The 21493-nt window shown below is 48.7% G+C and carries 19 protein-coding genes; 4 read left to right on the top strand and 15 right to left on the bottom strand.

The window, feature by feature from the left end; translation table 11 throughout:
• Positions 1-183: 183 nt before the first annotated feature.
• The 6 genes from RBH76_04085 to RBH76_04110 form a co-directional block, all read right to left on the bottom strand.
• Positions 184-1632 carry a TrkH family potassium uptake protein gene (locus RBH76_04085; protein ID WMJ84616.1) on the bottom strand — a complete coding sequence of 483 codons (1449 nt, stop codon included), beginning with the start codon at positions 1630-1632 and terminating at the stop codon, positions 184-186.
• 11 nt (positions 1633-1643) lie between these two features.
• A complete protein-coding gene (gene trkA, locus RBH76_04090; protein WMJ84617.1) occupies positions 1644-3041 on the bottom strand; it encodes a Trk system potassium transporter TrkA in 1398 nt (465 codons plus the stop codon).
• 158 nt (positions 3042-3199) lie between these two features.
• A complete protein-coding gene (locus RBH76_04095) occupies positions 3200-3946 on the bottom strand; it encodes a heparan-alpha-glucosaminide N-acetyltransferase (protein ID WMJ84618.1) in 747 nt (248 codons plus the stop codon).
• Positions 3947-4076: 130 nt separating this feature from the next.
• A complete protein-coding gene (locus RBH76_04100) occupies positions 4077-4688 on the bottom strand; it encodes a cytidylate kinase-like family protein (GenBank protein WMJ84619.1) in 612 nt (203 codons plus the stop codon).
• Between the two features lie 25 nt (positions 4689-4713).
• Entirely contained in the window at positions 4714-5757 is a 1044-nt protein-coding gene (locus tag RBH76_04105) for a HAMP domain-containing sensor histidine kinase (GenBank protein WMJ84620.1), read from the bottom strand.
• The gene (locus tag RBH76_04110) at positions 5747-6427 is read right to left on the bottom strand and encodes a response regulator transcription factor (GenBank protein ID WMJ84621.1); all 681 of its coding nucleotides are present in this window, start codon (positions 6425-6427) and stop codon (positions 5747-5749) included. Before RBH76_04110 ends, RBH76_04105 begins: the two co-directional genes overlap by 11 nt.
• Positions 6428-6725: 298 nt before the next feature.
• On the opposite strand from RBH76_04110, the gene RBH76_04115 reads away from it, so the two are divergent.
• Both RBH76_04115 and RBH76_04120 read left to right on the top strand, forming a co-directional pair.
• On the top strand, positions 6726-8201 hold the full coding sequence (locus RBH76_04115; protein WMJ84622.1) for an efflux RND transporter periplasmic adaptor subunit: 1476 nt from the start codon (positions 6726-6728) through the stop codon (positions 8199-8201).
• 3 nt (positions 8202-8204) lie between these two features.
• The gene (locus tag RBH76_04120) at positions 8205-11288 is read left to right on the top strand and encodes an efflux RND transporter permease subunit (GenBank protein WMJ84623.1); all 3084 of its coding nucleotides are present in this window, start codon (positions 8205-8207) and stop codon (positions 11286-11288) included.
• A 213-nt stretch (positions 11289-11501) separates the two neighbouring features.
• Here the strand turns inward: RBH76_04120 and RBH76_04125 are convergent, their stop codons facing one another.
• The 7 genes from RBH76_04125 to RBH76_04155 all read right to left on the bottom strand — a co-directional run bounded on the left by RBH76_04125 (position 11502) and on the right by RBH76_04155 (position 17989).
• Complete coding sequence (locus tag RBH76_04125) at positions 11502-13175, bottom strand: ATP-binding protein (GenBank protein WMJ84624.1); 1674 nt, start codon at positions 13173-13175, stop codon at positions 11502-11504.
• A complete protein-coding gene (locus RBH76_04130) occupies positions 13172-13846 on the bottom strand; it encodes a response regulator transcription factor (protein ID WMJ84625.1) in 675 nt (224 codons plus the stop codon). Before RBH76_04130 ends, RBH76_04125 begins: the two co-directional genes overlap by 4 nt.
• Positions 13830-14513, bottom strand: coding sequence for a phosphate signaling complex protein PhoU (gene phoU / locus RBH76_04135; protein WMJ84626.1), 684 nt, complete (start codon positions 14511-14513; stop codon positions 13830-13832). Before phoU ends, RBH76_04130 begins: the two co-directional genes overlap by 17 nt.
• The gene (gene pstB / locus RBH76_04140; GenBank protein WMJ84627.1) at positions 14513-15265 is read right to left on the bottom strand and encodes a phosphate ABC transporter ATP-binding protein PstB; all 753 of its coding nucleotides are present in this window, start codon (positions 15263-15265) and stop codon (positions 14513-14515) included. Before pstB ends, phoU begins: the two co-directional genes overlap by 1 nt.
• A 6-nt stretch (positions 15266-15271) precedes the next feature.
• Positions 15272-16117: a phosphate ABC transporter permease PstA gene (pstA, locus tag RBH76_04145; GenBank protein WMJ84628.1), complete on the bottom strand. Its 846-nt coding sequence runs from the start codon at positions 16115-16117 to the stop codon at positions 15272-15274.
• On the bottom strand, positions 16114-17004 hold the full coding sequence (pstC, locus tag RBH76_04150) for a phosphate ABC transporter permease subunit PstC (GenBank protein WMJ84629.1): 891 nt from the start codon (positions 17002-17004) through the stop codon (positions 16114-16116). Before pstC ends, pstA begins: the two co-directional genes overlap by 4 nt.
• An 85-nt stretch (positions 17005-17089) precedes the next feature.
• Positions 17090-17989 carry a substrate-binding domain-containing protein gene (locus RBH76_04155; protein ID WMJ84630.1) on the bottom strand — a complete coding sequence of 300 codons (900 nt, stop codon included), beginning with the start codon at positions 17987-17989 and terminating at the stop codon, positions 17090-17092.
• Between the two features lie 231 nt (positions 17990-18220).
• On the opposite strand from RBH76_04155, the gene RBH76_04160 reads away from it, so the two are divergent.
• On the top strand, positions 18221-19174 hold the full coding sequence (locus RBH76_04160) for an AEC family transporter (GenBank protein ID WMJ84631.1): 954 nt from the start codon (positions 18221-18223) through the stop codon (positions 19172-19174).
• A 359-nt stretch (positions 19175-19533) separates the two neighbouring features.
• Positions 19534-19995: a DUF4489 domain-containing protein gene (locus RBH76_04165; GenBank protein WMJ84632.1), complete on the top strand. Its 462-nt coding sequence runs from the start codon at positions 19534-19536 to the stop codon at positions 19993-19995.
• Between the two features lie 127 nt (positions 19996-20122).
• On the opposite strand, the gene RBH76_04170 is transcribed toward RBH76_04165, so the two are convergent.
• Together RBH76_04170 and deoD are read right to left on the bottom strand one after the other, a co-directional pair.
• Positions 20123-20536, bottom strand: a complete 414-nt coding sequence (locus tag RBH76_04170) for a cytidine deaminase (GenBank protein ID WMJ85197.1) — start codon at positions 20534-20536, stop codon at positions 20123-20125.
• 239 nt (positions 20537-20775) lie between these two features.
• On the bottom strand, positions 20776-21480 hold the full coding sequence (gene deoD, locus RBH76_04175; GenBank protein WMJ84633.1) for a purine-nucleoside phosphorylase: 705 nt from the start codon (positions 21478-21480) through the stop codon (positions 20776-20778).
• Positions 21481-21493: the final 13 nt, after the last annotated feature.

Genomic DNA, 21493 nt, shown 5'->3' on the forward strand with positions numbered 1-21493 from the left:
GTTGATATTATGAACCGACCCGCCTTAAAAATCGTAATCTTTACTACCTGACTGATCCATCGGGAAAGCAGGGGTTCCCGGCCCTCTGACGCTGTTTCTCGCTGCAAACCGAACATTTTTGCTTTACATACAGGTTTTTAAGATGAGTGCTCCTCAAAATAAGCGCTGCTTAAATCCAAAGTATTAATGCTTCCAGCTCTCTTTTGAAAAAAGCATAATCATCGGAAAAATCTCTAGTCTCCCGAAGAGCATATTAAGGGTCAGCACCGCCTTTGAAAGCATCGACAACCTCGAGTAATTGCCCACCGGGCCAACAACATCCAAGCCCGGGCCGATATTATTAAGGCAGGCTATAACCGATGTAAAGGTAGTCTCCATGCTAAAATTGTCCAGTGCTATGATACCCATCGACACCACACAGATAATGCCGTACACCGTCATAAACGCATAGGTACCCCGCACAACGCCTTCCTCAATTTTTTTGCCATCCATTCGTGGCGGACGAACGGCACGAGGATGTGCCAGCGTCAGAATCTCGCTTTTGGCCGACTTGCCCATAATCAGCAATCGCATCACCTTAATGCCACCGCCGGTCGAACCCGCCGACGCACCGATGATCATAAGACCAACCAGAATATAACGGGAAAGCTGTGGCCAAAGGTTGAAGTCCGCCGTAGCAAAACCGGTGGTTGTCATGATGGAGGAAACCTGAAAAAATGAATCCAGAAAAGCCTTGCCAAATCCGGTATACATCGAACGTATATTAACAGCGATAACAATTACCGCTAAGGCTATTATTCCCAAATAGGCGCGTAACTCCTCGTTTTTAAATGCGAGACCCACTTTACCTATAAGCAGCAGATAGAAAATATTGAAGTTCACCCCGAACAGCACCATAAAAATGCCGATAACCGCTTGGATATATGCGCTATCATAGGCAGCGATACTGCTATTCATAATCGAAAAGCCACCGGTTCCGGCTGTGGCAAAGGCGTGCGTCAACGCATCGAATAAAGGCAGGCCCCCTGCCAGTAGCAAAACGATTTCAATAATGGTCAAAGCAATATAAATGCCGTAAAGAATGCGCGTGGTAACACGGATGGTGGGAGAAAGCTTCCCTACCGTCGGGCCGGGACTTTCGGCACGAAACAGGTGCAGTGTTTGGCCGCTGCCTTGGCTGTGAGGTACCACCGCCAACATAAACACCAGCACGCCCATGCCGCCCAGCCAGTTTGTAAAGCTTCGCCAGTATAAAATACCTTTGGGCAATGACTCAATATCGTTAAGGATGCTGGCACCCGTCGTAGTAAAGCCCGATACCGTCTCAAACCAGCAGTCCATAAAATTAGGGATGGCGCCACTGATAAAAAACGGCAAAGCACCAAAAAAAGATATAGCAATCCAGCCGAGCGCAACGGTAATAAACCCTTCTCGGGCGTAAATGCTTTTAATGTTAACCGAAACTCGGGTCATAATAAAACCCAAAATCAACAGCAGTGATATCGTTAAAACAAACGCATGGATAGCGGGCTTTTCGCCGTAGCCCAGTGCTATCGCCAGCGCAGGGATCATAAAAAGGCCCTCAAGCTTCAAAATATGCCCTATGTAGATGGTTATAGCGCGCAAATTCATCAGTTAAGTCCTCACTTTATATCATTTGCCATGTTCCCATATTGCACAGCAAAAATATCATTCAGGCTCGAAACCGCTACAGGCTGAGCCCGCATAACCACAACAATGTTATCCCCCGCCTCGATGCAGGTGGTGCCGTTGGGTATGATCACGTGATTGGCACGAATAATGCTGGTGATCAGCGTGTTGGGCTTGAGTTGCAGTTCCGCAAGAGAAACGCCCAGATAACCGGCCTTTTCCGGTACGGTAAAGCCAAGCGCCTCCGCCCTGCCATCCGCAATGCGGTAGAGCGTATCGACGCTGCCGCTCTCGGTCGCTCCAACCGCACGCACATAACGGACTATTTCGTTGGCGGTCAGCAGCTTGGGTCGAACGATGGTATCGATGCCAATATTTGAAAATGACTCGATAAACTCCAGTCGATTCATCTTGGTAATGGTCTTGTGTACGCCGATATGGTTAGCAAGCATGGAAATGACCAGATTCTCTTCGTCAATCCCGGTCAGTGTCACCACGGCATCCATTTCGCGGATACCCTCGGCATACAAAACGTTTTCTTCTGCACCGTTCCCGTTAATAATCAGTGCCTTGGGCAGCTGCTCTGAAAGTTCTTTGCAGCGCTCTTTCTTTTCCTCGATAATTCGCACGTTAACATTGGCTTTGATGAGTCCGGCCGCCAGATAGGCCGCAATTCGACTACCGCCTATAATCATAACTTGACGTATTTTTTTATGGCCAATCTTTAAGGCATTAATCAATTCAACAAGCTGCGCCGTTTCAGCCGCAACAGTGATCTTATCCTCGGCCTGCAGGCAGAAACTGCCGGACGGGATATAGACCTCGTTGTCACGTTCAACGGCGCAAATCAATGCGTTCATATTCCAGATGTCAGACATGTTATCCAGTCTGCGCCCCACCAGAATGTTGTCCGGTTTTAAGCGCATCTCAACCAGTTCCACCAAGCCTTTGGCAAAGGAGTCGCGCTTTAAAAACGACGGAAACTGCAACAGGCTGAATATCTCTTTGGCCGCCGCTTTCTCAGGGTTAATTGAAAAAGACAGACCCAAATCATCTTTTAAGAAACCTAACTGCTGGTCATATTCAGGGTTACGCACCCGCGCCACCGTGTTTTTGCAACCAAGCTTTCTGGCTACAAAGCAGCAAAACAGATTGATTTCATCACCGGAGGTCGCCGCAATTAAAAGGTCACTATGTTGTACACCAGCAGCAATCTGCACATCAACAAGGGCGCCATTGCCTTCAACAACAGCAACATCAAGGCTCTCTTGTGTATCCTGCAGCGTGTCAAGGTTACTATCGATAATGGTAACGTCGTGCCCCTCACCAGATAGAATCCTGGTCAGGGTATGTCCCACCTTGCCGTCACCAACAACTACAATCTTCATCATGTACTAAATCTCCAATCGGGCTATCAGGCCGCGTGTTTATTGCAAAAAAAGACATATATTTGATTATAGCTCAAACCCCCTGCTAAATCAATGCCGGAATCAAATTGCAGCTCGTATTAAACCAGTAATTTTTAACATGCCAAAAATCGGTCTTTGGATTATAGCCAGCGCATAACAAGCATCAAAACCAGCATAATCAACGGCTGATGCAACAAATATATTATAAGACTCTTACGCCCAAGTATGCTCAACGGCGGCAGGTCAAAGCGTAGTGCAGCCTGCACAGAGCTGTTGGGTTTTATGAAGCGCCACAGAAAATGGCCGAATGAAAATAGGAAAAACCACGGTATAAGCGCAAAATAATCGCTGGAATAAAAACCTGCGGGCGGAAAGCCCAAAACAAACCCACCCGGAAGGGTATAAAGCCGTTCCGGTATTTGCATTAAAATTAAGCGCTCAAAACCAAGCGACCCGCGGCTGACATTCCGAAACAGAAAAAACAGCACCGCACTGATAGCTGCAGCAAGGCGCGGGTCAACGTTTTTAGTCAGGCGGCTCACCGGAATCATCAGCAAAGTGGCCGCGCCAATAAAGCTTAATATGCCCATAATGATCAGCTGAGATGGCATAAAAATGGCAGTCGTCAGCGTTATAAGCAGACCGCACGTCGAAATGACAAGTCCCTTTTTAAGCGGACTTCGACCAAAATGCCAGCTGATGCCTGAAAGCAAAATAAAACCCCAACAGATCGATTGCTGCCAGAGATAGCCCGGCGTGTCAAAATACCATGGCAGACGAACGCCATATATGGCGACAAGATCATAGGTGGCATGATATGCTATCATACTTAACAGCGAAAAGCCCCTCAGTGCATCGAGCAGGGCGTATCTGGCAGACCTTTTCATAGCGGCCCCTCCAAAGTTTTAAATCAATTATATAAAATAAGTAAAAAAGAAGCGCGTCGGGCGCTTCCTTTTTATTTTGCCTTCTACTGTAATCCATTATAGCGCTTTGCGGCAAGGAAATATAGAGGTATTATAGCTTTTTAGCCACCATCAGAATAAACTGCGTTGCATCTTCAATCCCAAATTTGCTACTGTTGACGGCGAGATCATAGTTTTTAGCCTCGCCCCAAACTTCGCCGGTATAATGGGAATAGTAATTGGCGCGGTCTCGGTCGCGCTCGCGCATCTCGGCCTCGGCAGCGTCGGGATGGATACCATATTCAGCTGTGCATCGCTTGATCTTATCATTCAACTGACCGCTAATAAAAACTGAGAGTTGCTCAGGCACATCGCGCAAAACATAATTGGCGCAGCGTCCCACAATAACACAACCACCCTGCGACGCCAGTTCACGAATCACCTTACTCTGGGCCGAGAACAGCGTATCGCGATTGGTGATCGCTTTGCCACCATTAAGCCAAGGAGGTACACTGCCGCTTATCGCCATTTGAAACAGCATACTCTGTGTGATGCGCTGATCGTTTTCGGTGACGAAGTCCAGTGAATAGCCGCTTTTCTGCGCCACCATATCAATAAGTGTCTTGTCGTAGAAAGTCAGCCCCAACGCCTTGGCAATCTCTTCGCCTATCTGCCTGCCGCCGCTGCCAAACTCGCGGCTGATGGTAATAACCGGCTGTTTCATAACTTCGCTCTCCTTCGTAAGTAGATTATTGTTTATGGTTGGGCAGCGTTACCGTAAAGCATGCGCCCTCCCCTATATCACTTCTAACTAAAATGTCTCCACCGCATAACGTGACAATGCGCTTAGCCAACGCCAGCCCCAGACCATTCCCCTCTACAGCCCGGGTGTGGTCGCCCTGATAGAATTTTTCAAAAATATGAGGATGAATCTCTGGAGAAATTCCGATGCCGGTATCAGATACTGTGACCGTTACCTGCTCCGCTCGTTCAAATAGCCGCACTGAAACGGTACCATAGTGCGGAGTAAACTTAATAGCATTGCCCAAAATATTCAGCCAAACCTGTTGTAACAGCTCTTCACTGCCGTAGAACACTACGGGCATCAACTCAATGTCCAGCTCGATAGCCTTTTTTGCCCACTGTCCCTCCAGCAAAAGCAGCGCTTGTCGCAATTGTTCATCCAGCGAAAAATGCAGTTTGCTAGGGACGATTTCCTGATTCTCAAGCTTTGAAAGCCTGAGAATATTACTGGTGAGCATCGATAGTTTCTGTGTGCTCTCAATAATCAGCCGGCTATATTCCTCCCGATCCGCATCGGTGAGACTGACGTTTTGCAGCAGGGTGGCGTAACCCTCTATAGCGGCAATCGGTGTTTTAAACTCGTGTGAGACGTTGACGACAAAATCATTTCTCAATGTCTCTATGCTGCTCAATTCTTGAGCCATCACATTAAAATTGCGCATCATTTCACGCCCCTCAGGCAGCCATTTTGCTGTTGACATACGCACGTTAAAATTGCCGCGGGCAATTTCTTTGAGCGCTTCGCTCAATCGCTTGATCGGTTGTGTAATCTTGTGGCCAACCAGTACCGAAACCATGGTTCCAACCATCACAGCGGTGAACAAAAAGCTGATTAGCGGCACAAACGGATTTGGTCTCGCCATCGTAATCCACCCGCGCTTATTCATCATAACAAAAGCGCCGGTGGTGACAAAAGCCGAAAAGCTCATGATTAAAAAAACTGAAATGACAAAGCTGCCCCATAGTGTAATGTTTGCTTTAATCTTCATTGTGTTTTACCGCCTTATAGCCTAGCCCGCGTACCGTGATAATTTCAAAGTTACCGTTATCCTTGAACCGCTCACGTAGACGGTTAATATGTACATCAACCGTGCGGGCGTCGGTGGATGAATCCATGCCCCATATTTCGTCCATCAGCTGCTGCCGGGTAAAAATCTTACCGGCATAAGCCAACAGCTTATACAATAAATAGAACTCCTTTTGCGGCAACAGTTCGTTAATTTCCCCACCGCTGACCGTCAGCGCATCATAGTCCAGTGTCAGGCTTCCGCAGATGATCTTTCGTTCACTGATAATTTTGGCACGCCGCAACAGCGCTCTTACTCGCAACAGCATTTCATTGACATCTATCGGCTTAACCATATAATCGTCAGTACCCGCCAAAAATCCACGCTGCTTGTCAAAAAAAGTATCGCAGGCTGTCACCATCAACACCGGTAGTGTATATCCAGCCTCGCGCAGCGACCGAGTCAGTTCGCAGCCGTCCATGTTGGGCATCAGAATATCGCAGATCATCAGATCGACATACTCACGTTCCAAAGCCTCCAGCGCCTCACTGCCATCCGCTGCACCTGTGACACGATATCCGTTTTTTATCAATACCGTGCATAAAAGCTGACGCAGCTTCGGTTCGTCTTCCACAACTAAAATATGAAACATTTGCCCTTCCCCCTTACTAATACCACGCCTTTATTTTTAATTGAGGGCGCACACAAAATACAAGCACTTGTCTACACTTATCGTGCAAAACATCCCCGTACGACTCTACTAACAAGTCTTTGCTTTATATGAGATGTCAGGGTATCTTTTCTAAAAAACAATAGCATTTTCACATGAACTCATTGTAAACTTTTCTTTCTCGTCTCAATTTTCAATAGCTTTTTGGTAGAGTTTAACTTCAGTTGATAAAGCCGTGTTAAAATTCTGAATTGTAATATAACGCTTAGGAGTTGAAAACATGGGCTTGAATTTCTTGAAGACGTGCAGGTGGATCACACTGCTGACGCTTGCCACGGCCTTAGCCGCAAGTGTTTCCGGCTGCGGTAACAGCACACCGGCAATGGCACAGGGCGGTCGCCCCGCAGGGGCTAAAAGCAGTGTAATTTCGGTTCAGGTCACCTACCCCAGAACTGAAACGCTGGAACGCCAAACCGAATTCGCCGGCAAATTGGCGGCAGCGCAAAGCGTCAAGGTTTACCCCGAGGTGGGCGGAACTGTTACTAAGACCTATTTTAATGCTGGTGATACGGTTAAAAAGGGCGATCTTCTGTTTGAACTAGACGACGCCGACGCGCAGACGGCGCTTAAAAAAGCCGAGCTGGCCTATCAAAAAACACTGGCCAATATCGCTTCGGAGGAATCTGGCTCTACAAACGCGTTGACTGAGCTAAGCTACCAAAATGCGATTACAGCTGCACAGAATGCTTATGAAACAGCACGAGATAATTTAGAGGTCGCCACCGGTGACGATTTTGACCTTGTCAGTTTTAAACGCTATCGCAAAAATCTTAAAAAAGCCGAGGAAGCATATGACGACGATGAATCGGCCGAGAACTGGGAAGCCTACAACAAGGCTATGCAAGATTATAACGAAATGCTCGACGACTATGCCAGCTATACCAATTATAAAGCATTGATTACCCGATTTGAAACCGCTTACGACGATTATTTAACCGCACTGGACAAATATGACATATATAAAAGCATGACCACCGGCGAAGATGCCACCGCGCGTGAAATCACCCGATCACAGGCAGAGCTGACATTTCAAGATGCGCAGAAGACCGTTCAAAATCACAAGGTATACGCGCCGGTCTCGGGTGTTATAGCCAGCAAGAATATCAGCGATTATAACGTGATCTCCTCCCAGACCAGCAGTTATATCATTTCGCAGGAGGGGTTGCCCACCGTCAATTTTAATCTCTCAGAAGGTGGCGCATCGGTTATGACGATCGGTGCATCTGTGGTTGTCACCTCTAATGGCAATGAATATCAAGCCGAAGTCATTGAGCTTTCTCCCGAAGCAGATTCCGCTACCGGCCTTTACGCGTCCAAGGCGCAATTCACCGAGAATATCGGTGTCACCCGCTCGGGCGCCGTGGTAAAGGTTATGGCAATTACGGCCCAGGAAAAGGATGCCCTCACCGTTTCAATTGATAACATCTACTACGAGGGTAACCAGCCTTATCTTTACATATACGATAACGGCACCGCAAAACGTGTAAATATCACCGTTGGCATGACTACCGTCGACAAGGTATCGGTCACTTCGGGGATAACTGCAGACAATGCCATCATCACCACCTGGCACCCTAGGCTTAAAGACGGCGTCGAGGTGTCAAACAAGCAGCTTGACAGTGGCGAGGCATCGCCCGATCCCGCGCCGCAGTATACCGCACAACCTGGCCCAGCCCCCGCAAAGAAGGAGGGCTAGCACATGTTTTCTCTCCCGAATTTTGCTGTCAAGCGCCCAGTTTGCATGCTCGTTTGCATCCTTGCGCTTTTCTTGTTTGGCATCGGCTCTATCTTGGGTATGCCTATCGAATCGACACCTGAGATGGATATGCCGATGATGATTGTCATGACGCGTTACAGCGGTGCTTCGCCCGACGAGGTGGACCAGGCGATAACCGAACGGATCGAAAGTTCGCTCTCTGCCGTCAGCGGCGTTAAGAGCATGTCCTCAACCTCTAGCGAGGGGAGCTCGCGCGTTATGCTGGAGTTTTCTTACAATGACGACATGGACGACAAATATCAGGACGTCACATCGGCACTGTCAAGAATCAATTTGCCCGATGACGCAGGCGAACCCATCGTCATTAAGATGAGCACCGCCAACATGAACAACTCCGTCATGCGTCTGTCAATCACCTCCGACGGCGACACCAGCAGCATTACCGATTACATTGAAGATAATATCGTTCCGGAGATTGAAAAAATTGAAGGCGTCGGCGAGGTCAGCGTGCGCGGCGGTCGAAACAAATATATCAGCATCGAGTTGATGGAGGACCGTCTAAATCAGTACGGCTTGACCATGAGTGATGTTTCGAGAGCGATTGCCGCTGCAGAGTTTGAGGTAACCATGGGTACCGCGAATCGCGGCGAGGTTGAATTGAGCATGGTTGGCAGCGCAAAATACGACACTTATCAGGCGTTGGCATCTATTCCGATCTCGTTAAAATCCGGTGACATCTTGCATATTTCTGATATCGCCGACGTGTACATGGCTGAACAGGAACGTTCTTCTTACAGCCGGCAGAATGGTTACGAGAACATCAGCATTTCGGTCACTAAAGAGCAAAGCGCCAACACCATTCAGCTTTGCAATCAAATATCCACCTTGGTAAATGAGTTCAACGCAAACGGCAGCCTCGGCCTGAATATTAAAATCAGCTCAAACAGTGGTGAAACCATTATGAACAACATTAACAGTGTGGTTTCATCTTTAATGATGGGTCTTATTATTTCTGTTTTGGTTCTATTTTTCTTCTTTGGTGAATGGCGCGCCTCGCTCATCGTTGGATTGTCTATGCCTGTTTCGGTCTTGGCGGCGCTCGTGTTGATGTCGGCCTTTGACATAACGATCAACATGATGTCGCTAGGCGGCCTTGTTGTGGGCATTGGCATGATGGTAGATAACTCCATCGTCGTCATTGAAAGCTGCTTTAGAGCCCGAACCGAAGAACGCACCTTTAAAGAGAGCGTTGCAACCGGTGCAAATCTTGTCGCTGGCTCGGTTATCGCCTCAACCGCCACCACCGTTGTCGTTTTTTTGCCCATTTCGTTGATGGACGGAATGGCGGGTCAGCTTTTTAGTGATACCGGTTTTACCATCGTGTTTTCAATTACAGCATCCCTCATTAGCGCACTGACACTGGTTCCGCTTCTTTTCATGAAAATGAAACCAAAAGAAAAAATGGAATCCGCCTCCAACCGGATGCTCAAATTCATCGATAAGTATTACACCAGTCTGCTTAGAAAGGCGATCAATGCCCGAAAGATCGTCGTACTCGTCGCGGTGGTTTGCCTTGTTGCCGCGGGACTGATGTTCAGCCGGATTAAAATGGAAATGATGCCTATGATGGACCGCGGTGACGTCAGCCTGTCGGTTGAAACAAAATCCGGCCTAAGTCTTGAAGTTACCAACAGTATCATGACCGAGATCGAAAACATCATCAAGCAGGAACCCGACGTCGAGTCCTATTCACTGAGTGCTGGCGGTGGGGGCGGGGGCATGTTTGGCAGCTCTTCAGGCAGCGGCTCGATCTCGATTTCGCTCAAAGATAATCGCAGTACTTCCACCGATGATTTTGTTAATCAAATTCGTGAAAAAACAGCGCATATTCAAAACTGCAGCATCACCACCACCGCTGAAAGCGCCATGTCTTTTAACAGCAGCACCGATGTTGAGGTCAACCTTATCGGCGCTGATTACAATGTACTTAAAACCGCCTCCACGGCAGTTAAAGAACGTCTGGCTCTGATGGATGGCATCACCACAACCAGCAGTAGTGTCTCGGACGGCGACCCACGCGCTAAGATTGAGGTTGACCCCATCTTGGCCAGCGCGGTTGGCATGACGCCTTATTCGGTACTCACCGCCGCTTCCAGTAAAATTTCCGGCGTGAACGCTATGACGTATCAGGACGGTGACACCACCTACGACGTTAAAGTTGAATTCCCTTCCGGACGCTATAAGAACATCAGCGATTTATACGGCCTGATGATCGACACACCTTCAGGCGGACAGATCTCACTGACCGATATTGCGCAGGTTGTCTATGAGGAGGGACCCACCTCTATCTCGCGCGAGGACGGCGATTACATCGTCACCATCTCAGGTACACCAATTAGCGGCGCAGATGTCACTGCCATGACCAATCAGGCCGTCGCCATCATGCAAGATTTGAGTCTGCCAGACGGCGTAACACTGCAAGCCGGCGGCAATATGGACATGATGAAGGATGAGTTTACCAACATCGGCTATGCACTACTGACCGCAATATTCCTCGTTTTTGCGGTCATGGCTATCCAGTTTGAGTCGCTGACATTCGCGCTTGTGGTTATGATCGCCATTCCCTTTTCACTGACAGGCGCATTTTTTGGCCTGTCTATCACCGGAAGCTCTATCAGCATGACCTCTTTGATTGGCCTGGTTATGCTGGTGGGTATTGTAGTCAACAACGCCATTGTACTTATTGATTTTACAAACATCATGCGCATACAGGGCATGGAGGTGCGCGAGGCCATCGTCTTTTCGTGCCGTACCCGCATGCGACCAATCCTAATGTCTACTCTGACCACCGTTATGGGTCTTTTGCCCATGGCACTGGGTATCGGCGGTAAGGTTGAAATGATGCAGGGTATGTCGGTTGTCGTCATCGGTGGTCTGACCTTGTCGACGGTGCTTACGCTGGTGCTTATCCCCACCTTCTATCTGATGTTTGATAAAGAGGACCGCACACGCAGAAAGGAAGAAAAAAAGCAAAAGCGTGAATCGCCACAGCAGCAACAGAAATAACCATCCTCCGGACACAGAGCCTCTTTACGTAGCGGCTGCGGTTCTCCCTCCTAAGTTAACGGCGCGTCACCCCTAGATAGTTTAGAAGTCAAAATCGTGTCACTACAAAAACATAGCTACACATTAGAAAAAGCAGGGCGCTTCAATCTCCGATTAGAAGACTGACGCGCCCTTACTTATTTATTTAGCCCAGTTAAGTCGGTGATTAATATTTCAATTTGTCTTAGAATCATCCGGGAACTGAACAGTGATGGTCGTCCCCTCGTTTTCCTTGCTCTTTAACATGATCTTGGCGTTGTGTTGCGCCGCCGCATGCTTTACAATCGACAATCCTAGCCCGGTGCCACCAGTTTCTTTTGAGTGACTTTTGTCTACACGATAAAAACGCTCAAAGACACGACTCTGATGCGCTTCGGGAATGCCGCATCCGGTGTCCATTACGGTGAGCAGTGTGCTGCCATTCTGTGCGCGAGCAACTGAAACGGACGCCTTTCCGCCCTTGTGATTATATTTAATTGCATTGTCAAGCAAGTTGCAAATCATTTCAGAGATCAACCTGCGTACACCGTTAATCTCGGCGGGCTGCCCATCAATACTCAGGCTGACACCGACATCGTCTGCCGCCTGCTGCAATCTATCTGCTGATTCGCGCGCGACCGACAGCAGCTCAACCCGCTCGGTGGGCATATCTTTGCCCTCGTCAAGATGCGAAATGGCTATGATATCCTCCACCAATGCAATCAGGCGCTGCGCCTCGCGGTAGATGCGCTCGATAAACCGTGGGAAGTCTGCCGGTTTAGCGAGACCGCTTTTCATAATTTCGGCATAGCCCAGAATCGACTGAAGTGGCGTTTTAAGCTCATGCGAGACATTGGCCGAAAACTCTCGCCGCAGCTGTTCCGCCGCTAGTTGTTCGGTCACATCCATCATCAGCATCAGGCTGCCACCTGTCACAACGGGGTTTGCCAGCATGCGGTAACTGCGCCCCCCTTTGGTAACGATAAATTCGGCGCTCTTTTTTTGTGCGAGCTGCTCAATGGCGGTACGCATCTCCTCGCTACGCTCAAAATTCAACAAATATTTGCCGACGCAATTGTCGTGCGGGATGTCAAGCAGCCGCGCGGCGCTGGGGTTAATGGACAGAATGCTGCCGTCATTTGAAAGCAACACCAGCCCCTCGCGCATGTTCTGGATAATGGCGGAAAACTCACTCTGCATCTTTTTAAGATCGGCCATCTGCCTTTTAATCTGCATGTTCTGGCTGTTGATGCGTGAGAGCAGCGGATAGAGTTCCTCATAACTGTCGCAGGCCAACGGATCGGATAAATCCAGTCGGTTGATCGGCTCGACGATGCCTTTTGTAATGCGGCGGGACAGTAGCACAGATATCAATAGTACAACGAAAGTCACTACCACCAGCGTAAGCAAAGTAGAGGACATGGTGCTGTATAAGCTCTGGGTGCTATATGCGACGCGCAGTACCGTGCCATCCGCCATCTGACGCGCAAAATAATAGCTGGTCAAGCCGCCGAGCGTCGCAGAATGTCGGGTGTCCTCGCCCGAACCATTTTGCAGCGCCGAAATAACTTCCTGACGGTCGGCGTGATTCTCCATCATCTCAGGTCGGCTGGCACTGTCAAATAGCACCGTACCATCCGGTGCAATCCAAGTCACACGCCCTTGCGTAATAGACGAAAGAAGTTCAAGTTCATCTTCTGAAACGTTCCTACCCGATATATATGAGGCAATATATTCTGTTTCGGCCTGGATAGTTTGCTTAATTTCAGACAGATGCCGATCGTAGAGTAGCGCCGAAACCAGACCCGCCGTCAGCACTGTGGTCAGAATAACCATGGCACAGATCGCGGAAAAAATGCGTTTTGTCATACCCCTTCTCCCAGTCGGTAACCGACACCACGCACCGTTTCAATGATGCCGGCGGCGCTGCCCAGCTTTTGGCGCAGGGTGCGCACATGAACGTCCACCGTGCGGGTCTCTCCATCAAAATCATAGCCCCACAGCGTTTCAATCAGCATATCCCGTGTAAACACGCGTCCCGGGCTGCTCATCAACAGCCGTAGCAGTTCAAATTCCTTGAGCGTCAGCATAATCTCCTGCCCAGAAACCGTCACCATATGCCTGTCGGGTTGCATGTGGATCTCTCCCGCCGTCAGACTTTGGGCTTCGCCCTCGGGCACGCAGCGCCGCAGCACCGCCTTGACCCGTGAGAGTAGCTCCATCATGCCAAACGGCTTGGCAATATAATCGTCCGCGCCCGAATCAAGCCCGATTACCTTATCGTATTCTGCGCCCTTGGCAGTGGCCAGAATGACCGGAAGCCGCCGCAGCCGGGCTGAAGCGCGTATCCGGCGCAGAATACTCACACCATCCTCGCCCGGCAGCATGACATCCAGCAGGAGTAACGCAGGCATTTGCTGCCGTAGCGCTTCGTCAAGCTGGTTACCGTCTGAAAATCCTTTGGCCTCAAAGCCACCGGAACGCAGCGTATATACCACGAGCTCGCGAATGCTGTCGTCGTCTTCAACGCAGTAAATCATTGGCCTCCTCCTTGTCCTTTGGGTGTTCACCGGTGATGGAAAAAACAACCCATTCGGCAATATTGGTGGCGTGGTCACCGATGCGCTCAAGATATTTCACAATCATCAAAAGATCCAGCGCCCATTCACCTTGCGCATATTGCTCTGAGATCAGCGTAATCAGCGCTTTCTTAATCTGAACAAAATAGTCGTCCACCACATCATCGGCCGTTATCACCGACTCTGCCAGTGCAATATCCATTTGGACAAATGCTTCGATGCTGTCGGTCACCATCTCGATGGCGGCGCGCGCCATCTTGGCCACCGGCAGCTTATCATCCTCTGCGACGGCGCTGACGCCGCCGGTGCGTACAATTTCGGCAATGTCTGACGCCTGATCACCGATGCGCTCCATGTCGGTAATCATTTTGAGTGCGGAAGAAATCTGGCGCAAATCTTTTGCCACCGGCTGCTGATGCAGCAACAGCTTTAAGCAGAGCGATTCAATCTCGCGTTCCTTTTGGTCGATGCGGCTGTCGGTTTCTATTGCTTTGAGTGCCAGTGCCTGACCATCCTTGCCTTCAAAAAGAGCTTTTGCCGCACTGGCAATTGCATTTTCGCACAGCGCCCCCATGTGGGTCAGCTCTCGGTTTAACAGTTCCAGCTGGTCGTCGAATCGGCTTCTCATTATCCAAACCTCCCTGTGATGTAATCTTCGGTTCGCTTATCCTTGGGCATGGAAAATATGTTGTCGGTGCTGTCGAACTCCACAACCTCGCCAAGCAGGAAAAAGGCCGTTTTATCCGATATTCTGACCGCTTGCTGCATGTTGTGGGTGACGATAACAATAGTATAATTCTTTTTAAGTTCTGCGGCAAGTTCCTCAATTTTAAGCGTGGAAATCGGGTCAAGCGCCGAGGTCGGCTCATCCATAAGCAGCACCTCGGGGTTCACCGCCAGCGCACGCGCAATACACAGTCGTTGCTGTTGGCCACCAGATAGTCCTAATGCACTTTTTTTTAGCCTATCCTTAAGCTCATCCCAGATGGCAGCATCGCGCAGCGATTTTTCAACAATTTCATCGAGCTTATAACGGTTTTTAACGCCGTGGGTTCTGGGGCCAAAAGCAATGTTATCGTAAACGCTCATCGGGAATGGGTTCGGTTTTTGAAAAACCATGCCCACACGTTTTCTCAGCAAGTTTACATCCATACTGCCGTAAATATCCTCTCCGTCGAGCAGTACCTTGCCCTCAATACGGCAGCCCTCCACCAAATCATTCATACGGTTAAGCGTTTTTAACAGTGTGGATTTTCCGCAACCAGAAGGACCTATAAACGCTGTGATTTCTCCCGGCGCTACGCCAAGCGAGACGCTTTTAAGCGCCTTAAAATCTCCGTAATAAAGATCGAGTGCTTCTACTGTAAATTTATTCTCCATCTGCGTTCACCTCTCTCGTGTCAGTCTGCGCGCCAAATAGAACGACAGCGCGTTAATTCCGGTCACAATAATTAGCAGTACTACCGCCGTCGCATAGGCCTGGTCGATATAAAGCCCCTCGCTTGCCAGCGCATACATATGCACCGAGAGGGTTCGGCCCGATTCCATCAGCGATCCCGGTATCTTTGCCACCGTACCGGATGTATAAATTAGCGCGGCTGTCTCACCGACAATTCTGCCCACCGCGAGAATGACGCCCGCTAGGATGCCCGGTTGTGCCGCCGGCAGCACAATCTTAAACACCGTGCGCAACCTGCCCGCGCCAAGGCCAAAGCTGCCCTCTCTAAAAGAGTCGGGTACCGATTGAAGCGCCTCCTCAGTGGTGCGCATAATCAGCGGCAGAATCATGATGGCCAGTGTAAAGACGCCCGCTAGCATCGAATAGCTCCATCCTAGCGCTGATACAAAGAACAGAAAACCGAACAACCCATAGACAATGGAAGGAATACCCGAAAGCGTCTCGGACGTCATGCGTACAATTTTAACCAACTTGTTGCCACGACGTGCATATTCCACGGTGTAGACCGCCGAGAAGACCCCAAGCGGCACCGCCACAAGCAGCGACAGCGCTGTGATACTGAAAGTATTTATTAGCGCGGGGAACAAAGAGACGTTTTCACTATTATAGGTAAAGGAAAACAGCGATGGCGTGAGATGCGGCAGACCCTTGATCAGCACATACCCCACAACGGAGAGAAAAACCAATCCAGTTGTTGCTGTGGCAAGCCAGACAAACCCGCGCAGCACGACGGAAAGCGGATCGATTGAAGTGGCGATTTTTGGCGTTTTCATGACTTCTCCCTCCGAGTGACCAGCGAGAATAAGAGATTAATGATCAGAATAAAAACGAACAGCACCACGCCGGTGGCCACCAGCGCTTCACGGTGCAGATCGGCTGCGTACCCAATTTCTAATACGATGTTGGAAGTCAGAGTGCGAATGCCCTTGAGCAGCCCGGCTGGCATTCGCGCCTGATTGCCCGCAATCATCATGACTGCCATGGTCTCGCCGATGGCGCGACCCACACCGAGAATTGCCGCCGCCAACAGGCCGGATTTTGCCGCTGGCAGCACTGCAAAAAATACACTACGCTCTTTTGTGGCGCCCAGCGCCAGCGCGCCTTCGTAATAACTCTCCGGTACCGCCCTGATCGCCGCTTCCGAGACGTTGATTACCGTGGGCAGGATCATCATGCCTAACATCAATATTGCCGTCAGCATCGTGTCGCCTGTCGTGCCAGAATCCTCAAATATATTGCGGATCATTGGTACCAATACCACAAGGCCAAAAAAGCCGTAGATGACCGACGGGATGCCTGCCAATAGGTCGATGGCAGGTTTGAGCAGCCTATAAAGCCATTTGGGTGAAAACCGTGCAAGAAACACGGCCGTAAAAATTCCGGTCGGGACCCCGATTACCATTGCGCCCAACGTGACCCAGATGCTGCCCGCTATCATTGGCAAAATGCCGAAAATTTCGTTGCTTGGCTTCCATTTCTGCCCTAGTATAAAGTTAAAAAAGCCGATTTCAACCATAGCAGGTACACCGTTTGTAAATAGGAATACACAGATGAGTGCCACGGCGGCAATCGAGTTACAGGCGGCCAGTAAAAACACCAGCTTCATAACCTGCTCTTTAAGCTTCACAAAATCCTTCCTCTCAAAAGGCCTTACGACCATAAAATCCATCTCACTCTTTTTAGCGATAATAGCGTCAATGCCGCAAGACGCGGCTTACCCGCGTCTTTACGGCTGTACTTATAAGTTAGGCTACTTCATTCCACTTGGTGGCCTCTCCAGTGTAGATGGCGAGTACCTGCTCTGTGCTCAGATCGTTGACAGTGTTTTTGTTATTGACAACCACTGCAATGCCGTCGATAGCGATAACAGTGGGCTGAGCGCCCTTTTCAATCTCGCTGTCCTTGAGTTCACGTGAAGCCATGCCGATATCGCAGATGCCTTCAAGTGCCGAGTTGACACCGGTGGTGGAGTCGCTCTGCTGTACTTCAATGGTGGCGTTGGGGTTTACGGAAGCATACGCTTCTTTAAGCTTTTCCATAACCGGTGTTACCGAGGAAGATCCTGCAACAACAACCTTTCCGGAAGGTTTTTTGCTGGTATAGCCGGCAGCGTCTTCGCTGATGTAGCCACTTTTCTCAACAACCGCCTGACCGTCGGCGCTTAGGATAAAACCCATGAAGTCCTGCGCTACTTCGCTGACATCACCCTTGGTCACAATGTTGAAGGGGCGTGCTACTTTGTAAGTGCCGGTCTTGATGTTTTCTGCAGTCGCTTCAGCGCCATCAATTTTGAGTGCCTTAACAGTTTCGTTAAGCGAACCGAGCGAGATATAACCAATACCGTAGGGGTTGCCTGCAACGCTGGTCATCATGACCGAAGTGCTGTTGGTGATGGAGGCTTCCTCGGTGGTGTTGTCGATCTTTTTACCCTCTGCGTTCTTTTGCTCAATGCCAATCAGCTCAATAAAAGCGCCACGTGTGCCGGAACCCTCTTCTCGGGAGATTACGGCGATGTTTTTGGTGGTGTCAAATCCGGGTTCAGATGCTGGGGCGGAAGACGACACCGCGGAGGACGAAGCGCCACAGCCAGCCAATGCGGCCAATACCATAGCTAAAATTAAAGCGGTAGATAGTAGTTTTTTCATTTTAAATAAACTCCTTATAATCATTTATTCTTTCTTTTTCTTGATTGTCTTTATCTTAAAAAAATAAAGTAAAGTCTAAAAGTAGCTTTATGTTAAATCCGTGTAAAGTGAAAAATAAAGCATTGTTTTTATTTTTACCATTTTTCTCGCGTTTAACAATATACATATGGTTGACCAATTTAATGTAACCACCTATAATTAGGCATAACTAATACTTACTGAGGTGCCATAATGCAATTGAATGTCTCTGTTATTCTTATAGAAACAGCAAAATTCTGCGTGCTCATTTCCATCGGTTTTGTTGCAGTAAAAATTGGCGTCTTCACAAACGAGAGTCTTAAAACGCTTTCGACCTTTGCGCTTAAAATAACGTTGCCCGCGTTCTTAATAGCAAAGCTGTCAGCCGCAACCACACGTGCCATGCTGTTGCAAGCGCTGCCGCTGCTGGTGGTACTACCATTTTGGTATGCGCTTTTAACCATTGGCGGCGTTCTGACGGCTAGGCTCTTTAAAATGCCACCAAATACTGCTCGGGTACATATCGTCCAGTATGTTATGGGCAACATCGGCGTCATGGGCATGATTTTGATACTGACCACCCTAGGTAACGGTGTCGGAATTTATATGGCCTCCATCTACTTTTTAGATCAATGCATCATGTGGACTGTTTGTGAGAACTTGTCCTATCCCGCTGAGCAAAAACGAAAATTAAACTTGGCTTCTCTGAAAAAAGCCTTGATGACCCCAACGACGATTGCATTTTTTATTGCGTTTACCATGATCCTTCTCGAATGGCACCCCCAAAACCTGATCATGGATGTACTAGTGGACGTAGGAAATTCCTCCAAAACCATCGCAATGGTTTTCATCGGTGGCACATTGGCTACCCTCGATATTAAACGCCCGCCTTTTCTTGGCGGTGTGTTTACCATTATCATTATTAAAATGCTGCTTCTACCTTTGTTTGTATTTTGGGTAACCGGTCTGCTTGGCGAATTTTTGCACCCAATGGCGCGCATGGCGCTGGCCCTTACAACTGCCCTACCCAGTTTGTTTACTATGTCAATGCTCGCGCGCAACAACGGTACCGACTACGAATATGCGACAATGTCCGTCTTTGTCACCACCACGGCCAGCATGGTCACCATTCCGTTGGTGTCGTATCTTGTGAACCTGATGATGTAGACGGTTTATCCGGTGTTGATCTTCTTAAACAGGAAGAACCACAAAATGCTTTGCATTTTGTGGTTCTAATTTTTAACTCTAAAAAACTGATACTGAAGATTTTCGTTTCTCGTTTTACTTTTAATGCAAGGGATAATGTCTCACGTTAAACTGCAAAGGTTTTAGTTGTCAACCTTTGGTTGTATCAAAAAAAGTGTTGGTAAACTGCGTTAACAAGCCTTAATCATTTACCATATAATGTACTATCTCTGAATTATCTTGTCTAAGCGGGATTTACATAGAGAGGGATTAACAGTTCTTCTCTATAAATTTAAGCAATTAAGGTTTTTGGCCTTGTTGTCTGAAAGGAATTTTATAGTATGTATTATGGGTGCCCGCATGACGGTATAAGAGGACGGCAAGTAGCAGCAGCGAGTAATACTGGCGGCGCAGGACCGCTGCCTGTAATTACAACGCTCTTGGCCGCTCCTATTAATGTAGTATCAACTACCATCGACACTGCCGGGATGAGAGATGTCACCAATCTTCTCATCTTCACTAGTACGATTAATCTTCCACTTGGAATTTCAGTCACTTTGAATTTCCAAATCACACGGACGAATGGAGATGGCTCCACCATCAAAGTAGGTCCGACTTTTACGTTTTCTACTCTTGCAAATGTTTTAGAATCTGAATCGTTTGCTTTCCAGTTTGCAGATAATAACTTGAGGCCGGGTAACTACACTTATTCTATTGAAATTTCCACAAACTCTATTATTGACATTACGCCGGGTGTAACTGTAAACAACGCAACACTATCTGTCATTGGCTTTAATAATTAGTTATAGCGGAGCAACTCCAACTGGAGCTGCTCCGCTATAATAGATTCAGCTTATTCTAATTAAATATCACATGTTTGTAATCTCTTTTTGTCTTATCACATACATATAACTACTACATCTTGTACGATCAAAGATCTTTACTCGAAAATCCCATAGGGAACAAGTCACCCAACGTATGGGTCTCGTAATCATACTCGCTTTTAGCCAGCAGAATCTCCATCTCCGGCGAAGCAAACTCTATGAGCACCTGTCGGCAGACCCCGCAAGGTGAAACAATTTCCGGGAGCGGTGCATCCAGCGTATCATTTCCTGCTACCAGTGCCAGTTTTAAAAGGCGGCGCTCCCCTTCGCTCACCGCTTTAAACACGGCGGTACGCTCGCCACAGTTGGTTGGCGAATAGGCGGCATTTTCGATATTGCAGCCGGTGTATATGCGGCCGCTGTCCGCCAGCAGCGCCGCACCCACTGCAAAGTGCGAATAAGGCACATAGGCGTTTTTGCGCGCCAGAAGCGCTTGTGCAATCAGCTCTCTGTCAGAAATCATGGTCGTACCTCCTTGCAACCGTCGAGCACGCCGTACATCGTCGGCTCCGTATCATTATTAATCTTATAGTGATTATACACTGTCGAGCAAACTATTGATAGCCAAATTGATGCATTAACAGATGTGTTTAAGCAAGTGCTCAAACAACATCATGTCGTTTAGAAAAAAACCTTTGCTAACTTACCCAAAAATCGATAAATAGCGGCGCAAAGCATCTCGCTTCGCGCCGCTGCTATTTATACGTTATATGCCAGTTCCAAGGCCACCTTCATCATATCGTGGAAGCTCTCCTGCCGTTCAAGTGCCGAAAGCCCCTCGCCAGTAGCAACAATGTCTGAAATCGTGCAGATGCACAGCGCCTCTTTACCCGCCCGAGCCGCGTTATAATAAAGCCCGGCAGATTCCATTTCAACCGCTAGCACGCCCATCTCGGCCCACTTGCTGTTACCTGCATCGCTGTAAAAAGTATCGGAAGACAAAAGATTGCCTACCTTCATCGGGATGCCCAGTGATTGGGCGGCAACGTCGGCAGCATGCAAGAGCTGCCAGCTGGCAATCGGCGCAAAAGTGCCGGGCAGTCCGTATTGCGCGCCGTAATTGGAATTGGTGCAAGCGCCCATTCCAACGACCAAATCACGCACTTTAATATCCTTGCCAAGTCCACCGGCGGAACCGACACGGATAATGTTCTGGACATCGTACATGTTGTAAAGCTCATAGGAATAGATGCCGATGGAGGGAATGCCCATTCCACTTCCCTGTACTGAGACGGGCTTCCCGTTATAGTTTCCAGTGTAGCCAAACATGTTGCGCACCGTGTTATAGCATTTGACATCGGTCAGATAAGTTTCGGCAATCACCTTGGCGCGCAGCGGGTCGCCAGGCATCAGCACTGTTCTAGCAATATCGCCCTTTTCTGCAGCGTTATGCGGTGTAGACATCTCAAAAATCCTC

The organism is Oscillospiraceae bacterium MB24-C1 (assembly GCA_030913685.1).
Taxonomy (GTDB): Bacteria; Bacillota; Clostridia; order Oscillospirales; family Ruminococcaceae; genus Yanshouia.

Bases quoted from the DNA above. Each gene is read 5' to 3' on its own strand.
- RBH76_04100 (WMJ84619.1), bottom strand. From the start codon at position 4,688: ATGAAACAGCCGGTTATTACCATCAGCCGCGAGTTTGGCAGCGGCGGC.
- RBH76_04160 (WMJ84631.1), top strand. From the start codon at position 18,221: ATGCAATTGAATGTCTCTGTTATTCTTATAGAAACAGCAAAATTCTGC.
- RBH76_04110 (WMJ84621.1), bottom strand. From the start codon at position 6,427: ATGTTTCATATTTTAGTTGTGGAAGACGAACCGAAGCTGCGTCAGCTT.
- RBH76_04085 (WMJ84616.1), bottom strand. From the start codon at position 1,632: ATGAATTTGCGCGCTATAACCATCTACATAGGGCATATTTTGAAGCTT.
- RBH76_04130 (WMJ84625.1), bottom strand. From the start codon at position 13,846: ATGATTTACTGCGTTGAAGACGACGACAGCATTCGCGAGCTCGTGGTA.
- RBH76_04155 (WMJ84630.1), bottom strand. From the start codon at position 17,989: ATGAAAAAACTACTATCTACCGCTTTAATTTTAGCTATGGTATTGGCC.
- pstC (WMJ84629.1), bottom strand. From the start codon at position 17,004: ATGGTCGTAAGGCCTTTTGAGAGGAAGGATTTTGTGAAGCTTAAAGAG.
- RBH76_04105 (WMJ84620.1), bottom strand. From the start codon at position 5,757: ATGAAGATTAAAGCAAACATTACACTATGGGGCAGCTTTGTCATTTCA.
- RBH76_04120 (WMJ84623.1), top strand. From the start codon at position 8,205: ATGTTTTCTCTCCCGAATTTTGCTGTCAAGCGCCCAGTTTGCATGCTC.
- phoU (WMJ84626.1), bottom strand. From the start codon at position 14,513: ATGAGAAGCCGATTCGACGACCAGCTGGAACTGTTAAACCGAGAGCTG.
- RBH76_04165 (WMJ84632.1), top strand. From the start codon at position 19,534: ATGTATTATGGGTGCCCGCATGACGGTATAAGAGGACGGCAAGTAGCA.
- RBH76_04125 (WMJ84624.1), bottom strand. From the start codon at position 13,175: ATGACAAAACGCATTTTTTCCGCGATCTGTGCCATGGTTATTCTGACC.
- pstA (WMJ84628.1), bottom strand. From the start codon at position 16,117: ATGAAAACGCCAAAAATCGCCACTTCAATCGATCCGCTTTCCGTCGTG.
- deoD (WMJ84633.1), bottom strand. From the start codon at position 21,480: ATGTCTACACCGCATAACGCTGCAGAAAAGGGCGATATTGCTAGAACA.
- RBH76_04115 (WMJ84622.1), top strand. From the start codon at position 6,726: ATGGGCTTGAATTTCTTGAAGACGTGCAGGTGGATCACACTGCTGACG.
- pstB (WMJ84627.1), bottom strand. From the start codon at position 15,265: ATGGAGAATAAATTTACAGTAGAAGCACTCGATCTTTATTACGGAGAT.
- RBH76_04095 (WMJ84618.1), bottom strand. From the start codon at position 3,946: ATGAAAAGGTCTGCCAGATACGCCCTGCTCGATGCACTGAGGGGCTTT.
- trkA (WMJ84617.1), bottom strand. From the start codon at position 3,041: ATGATGAAGATTGTAGTTGTTGGTGACGGCAAGGTGGGACATACCCTG.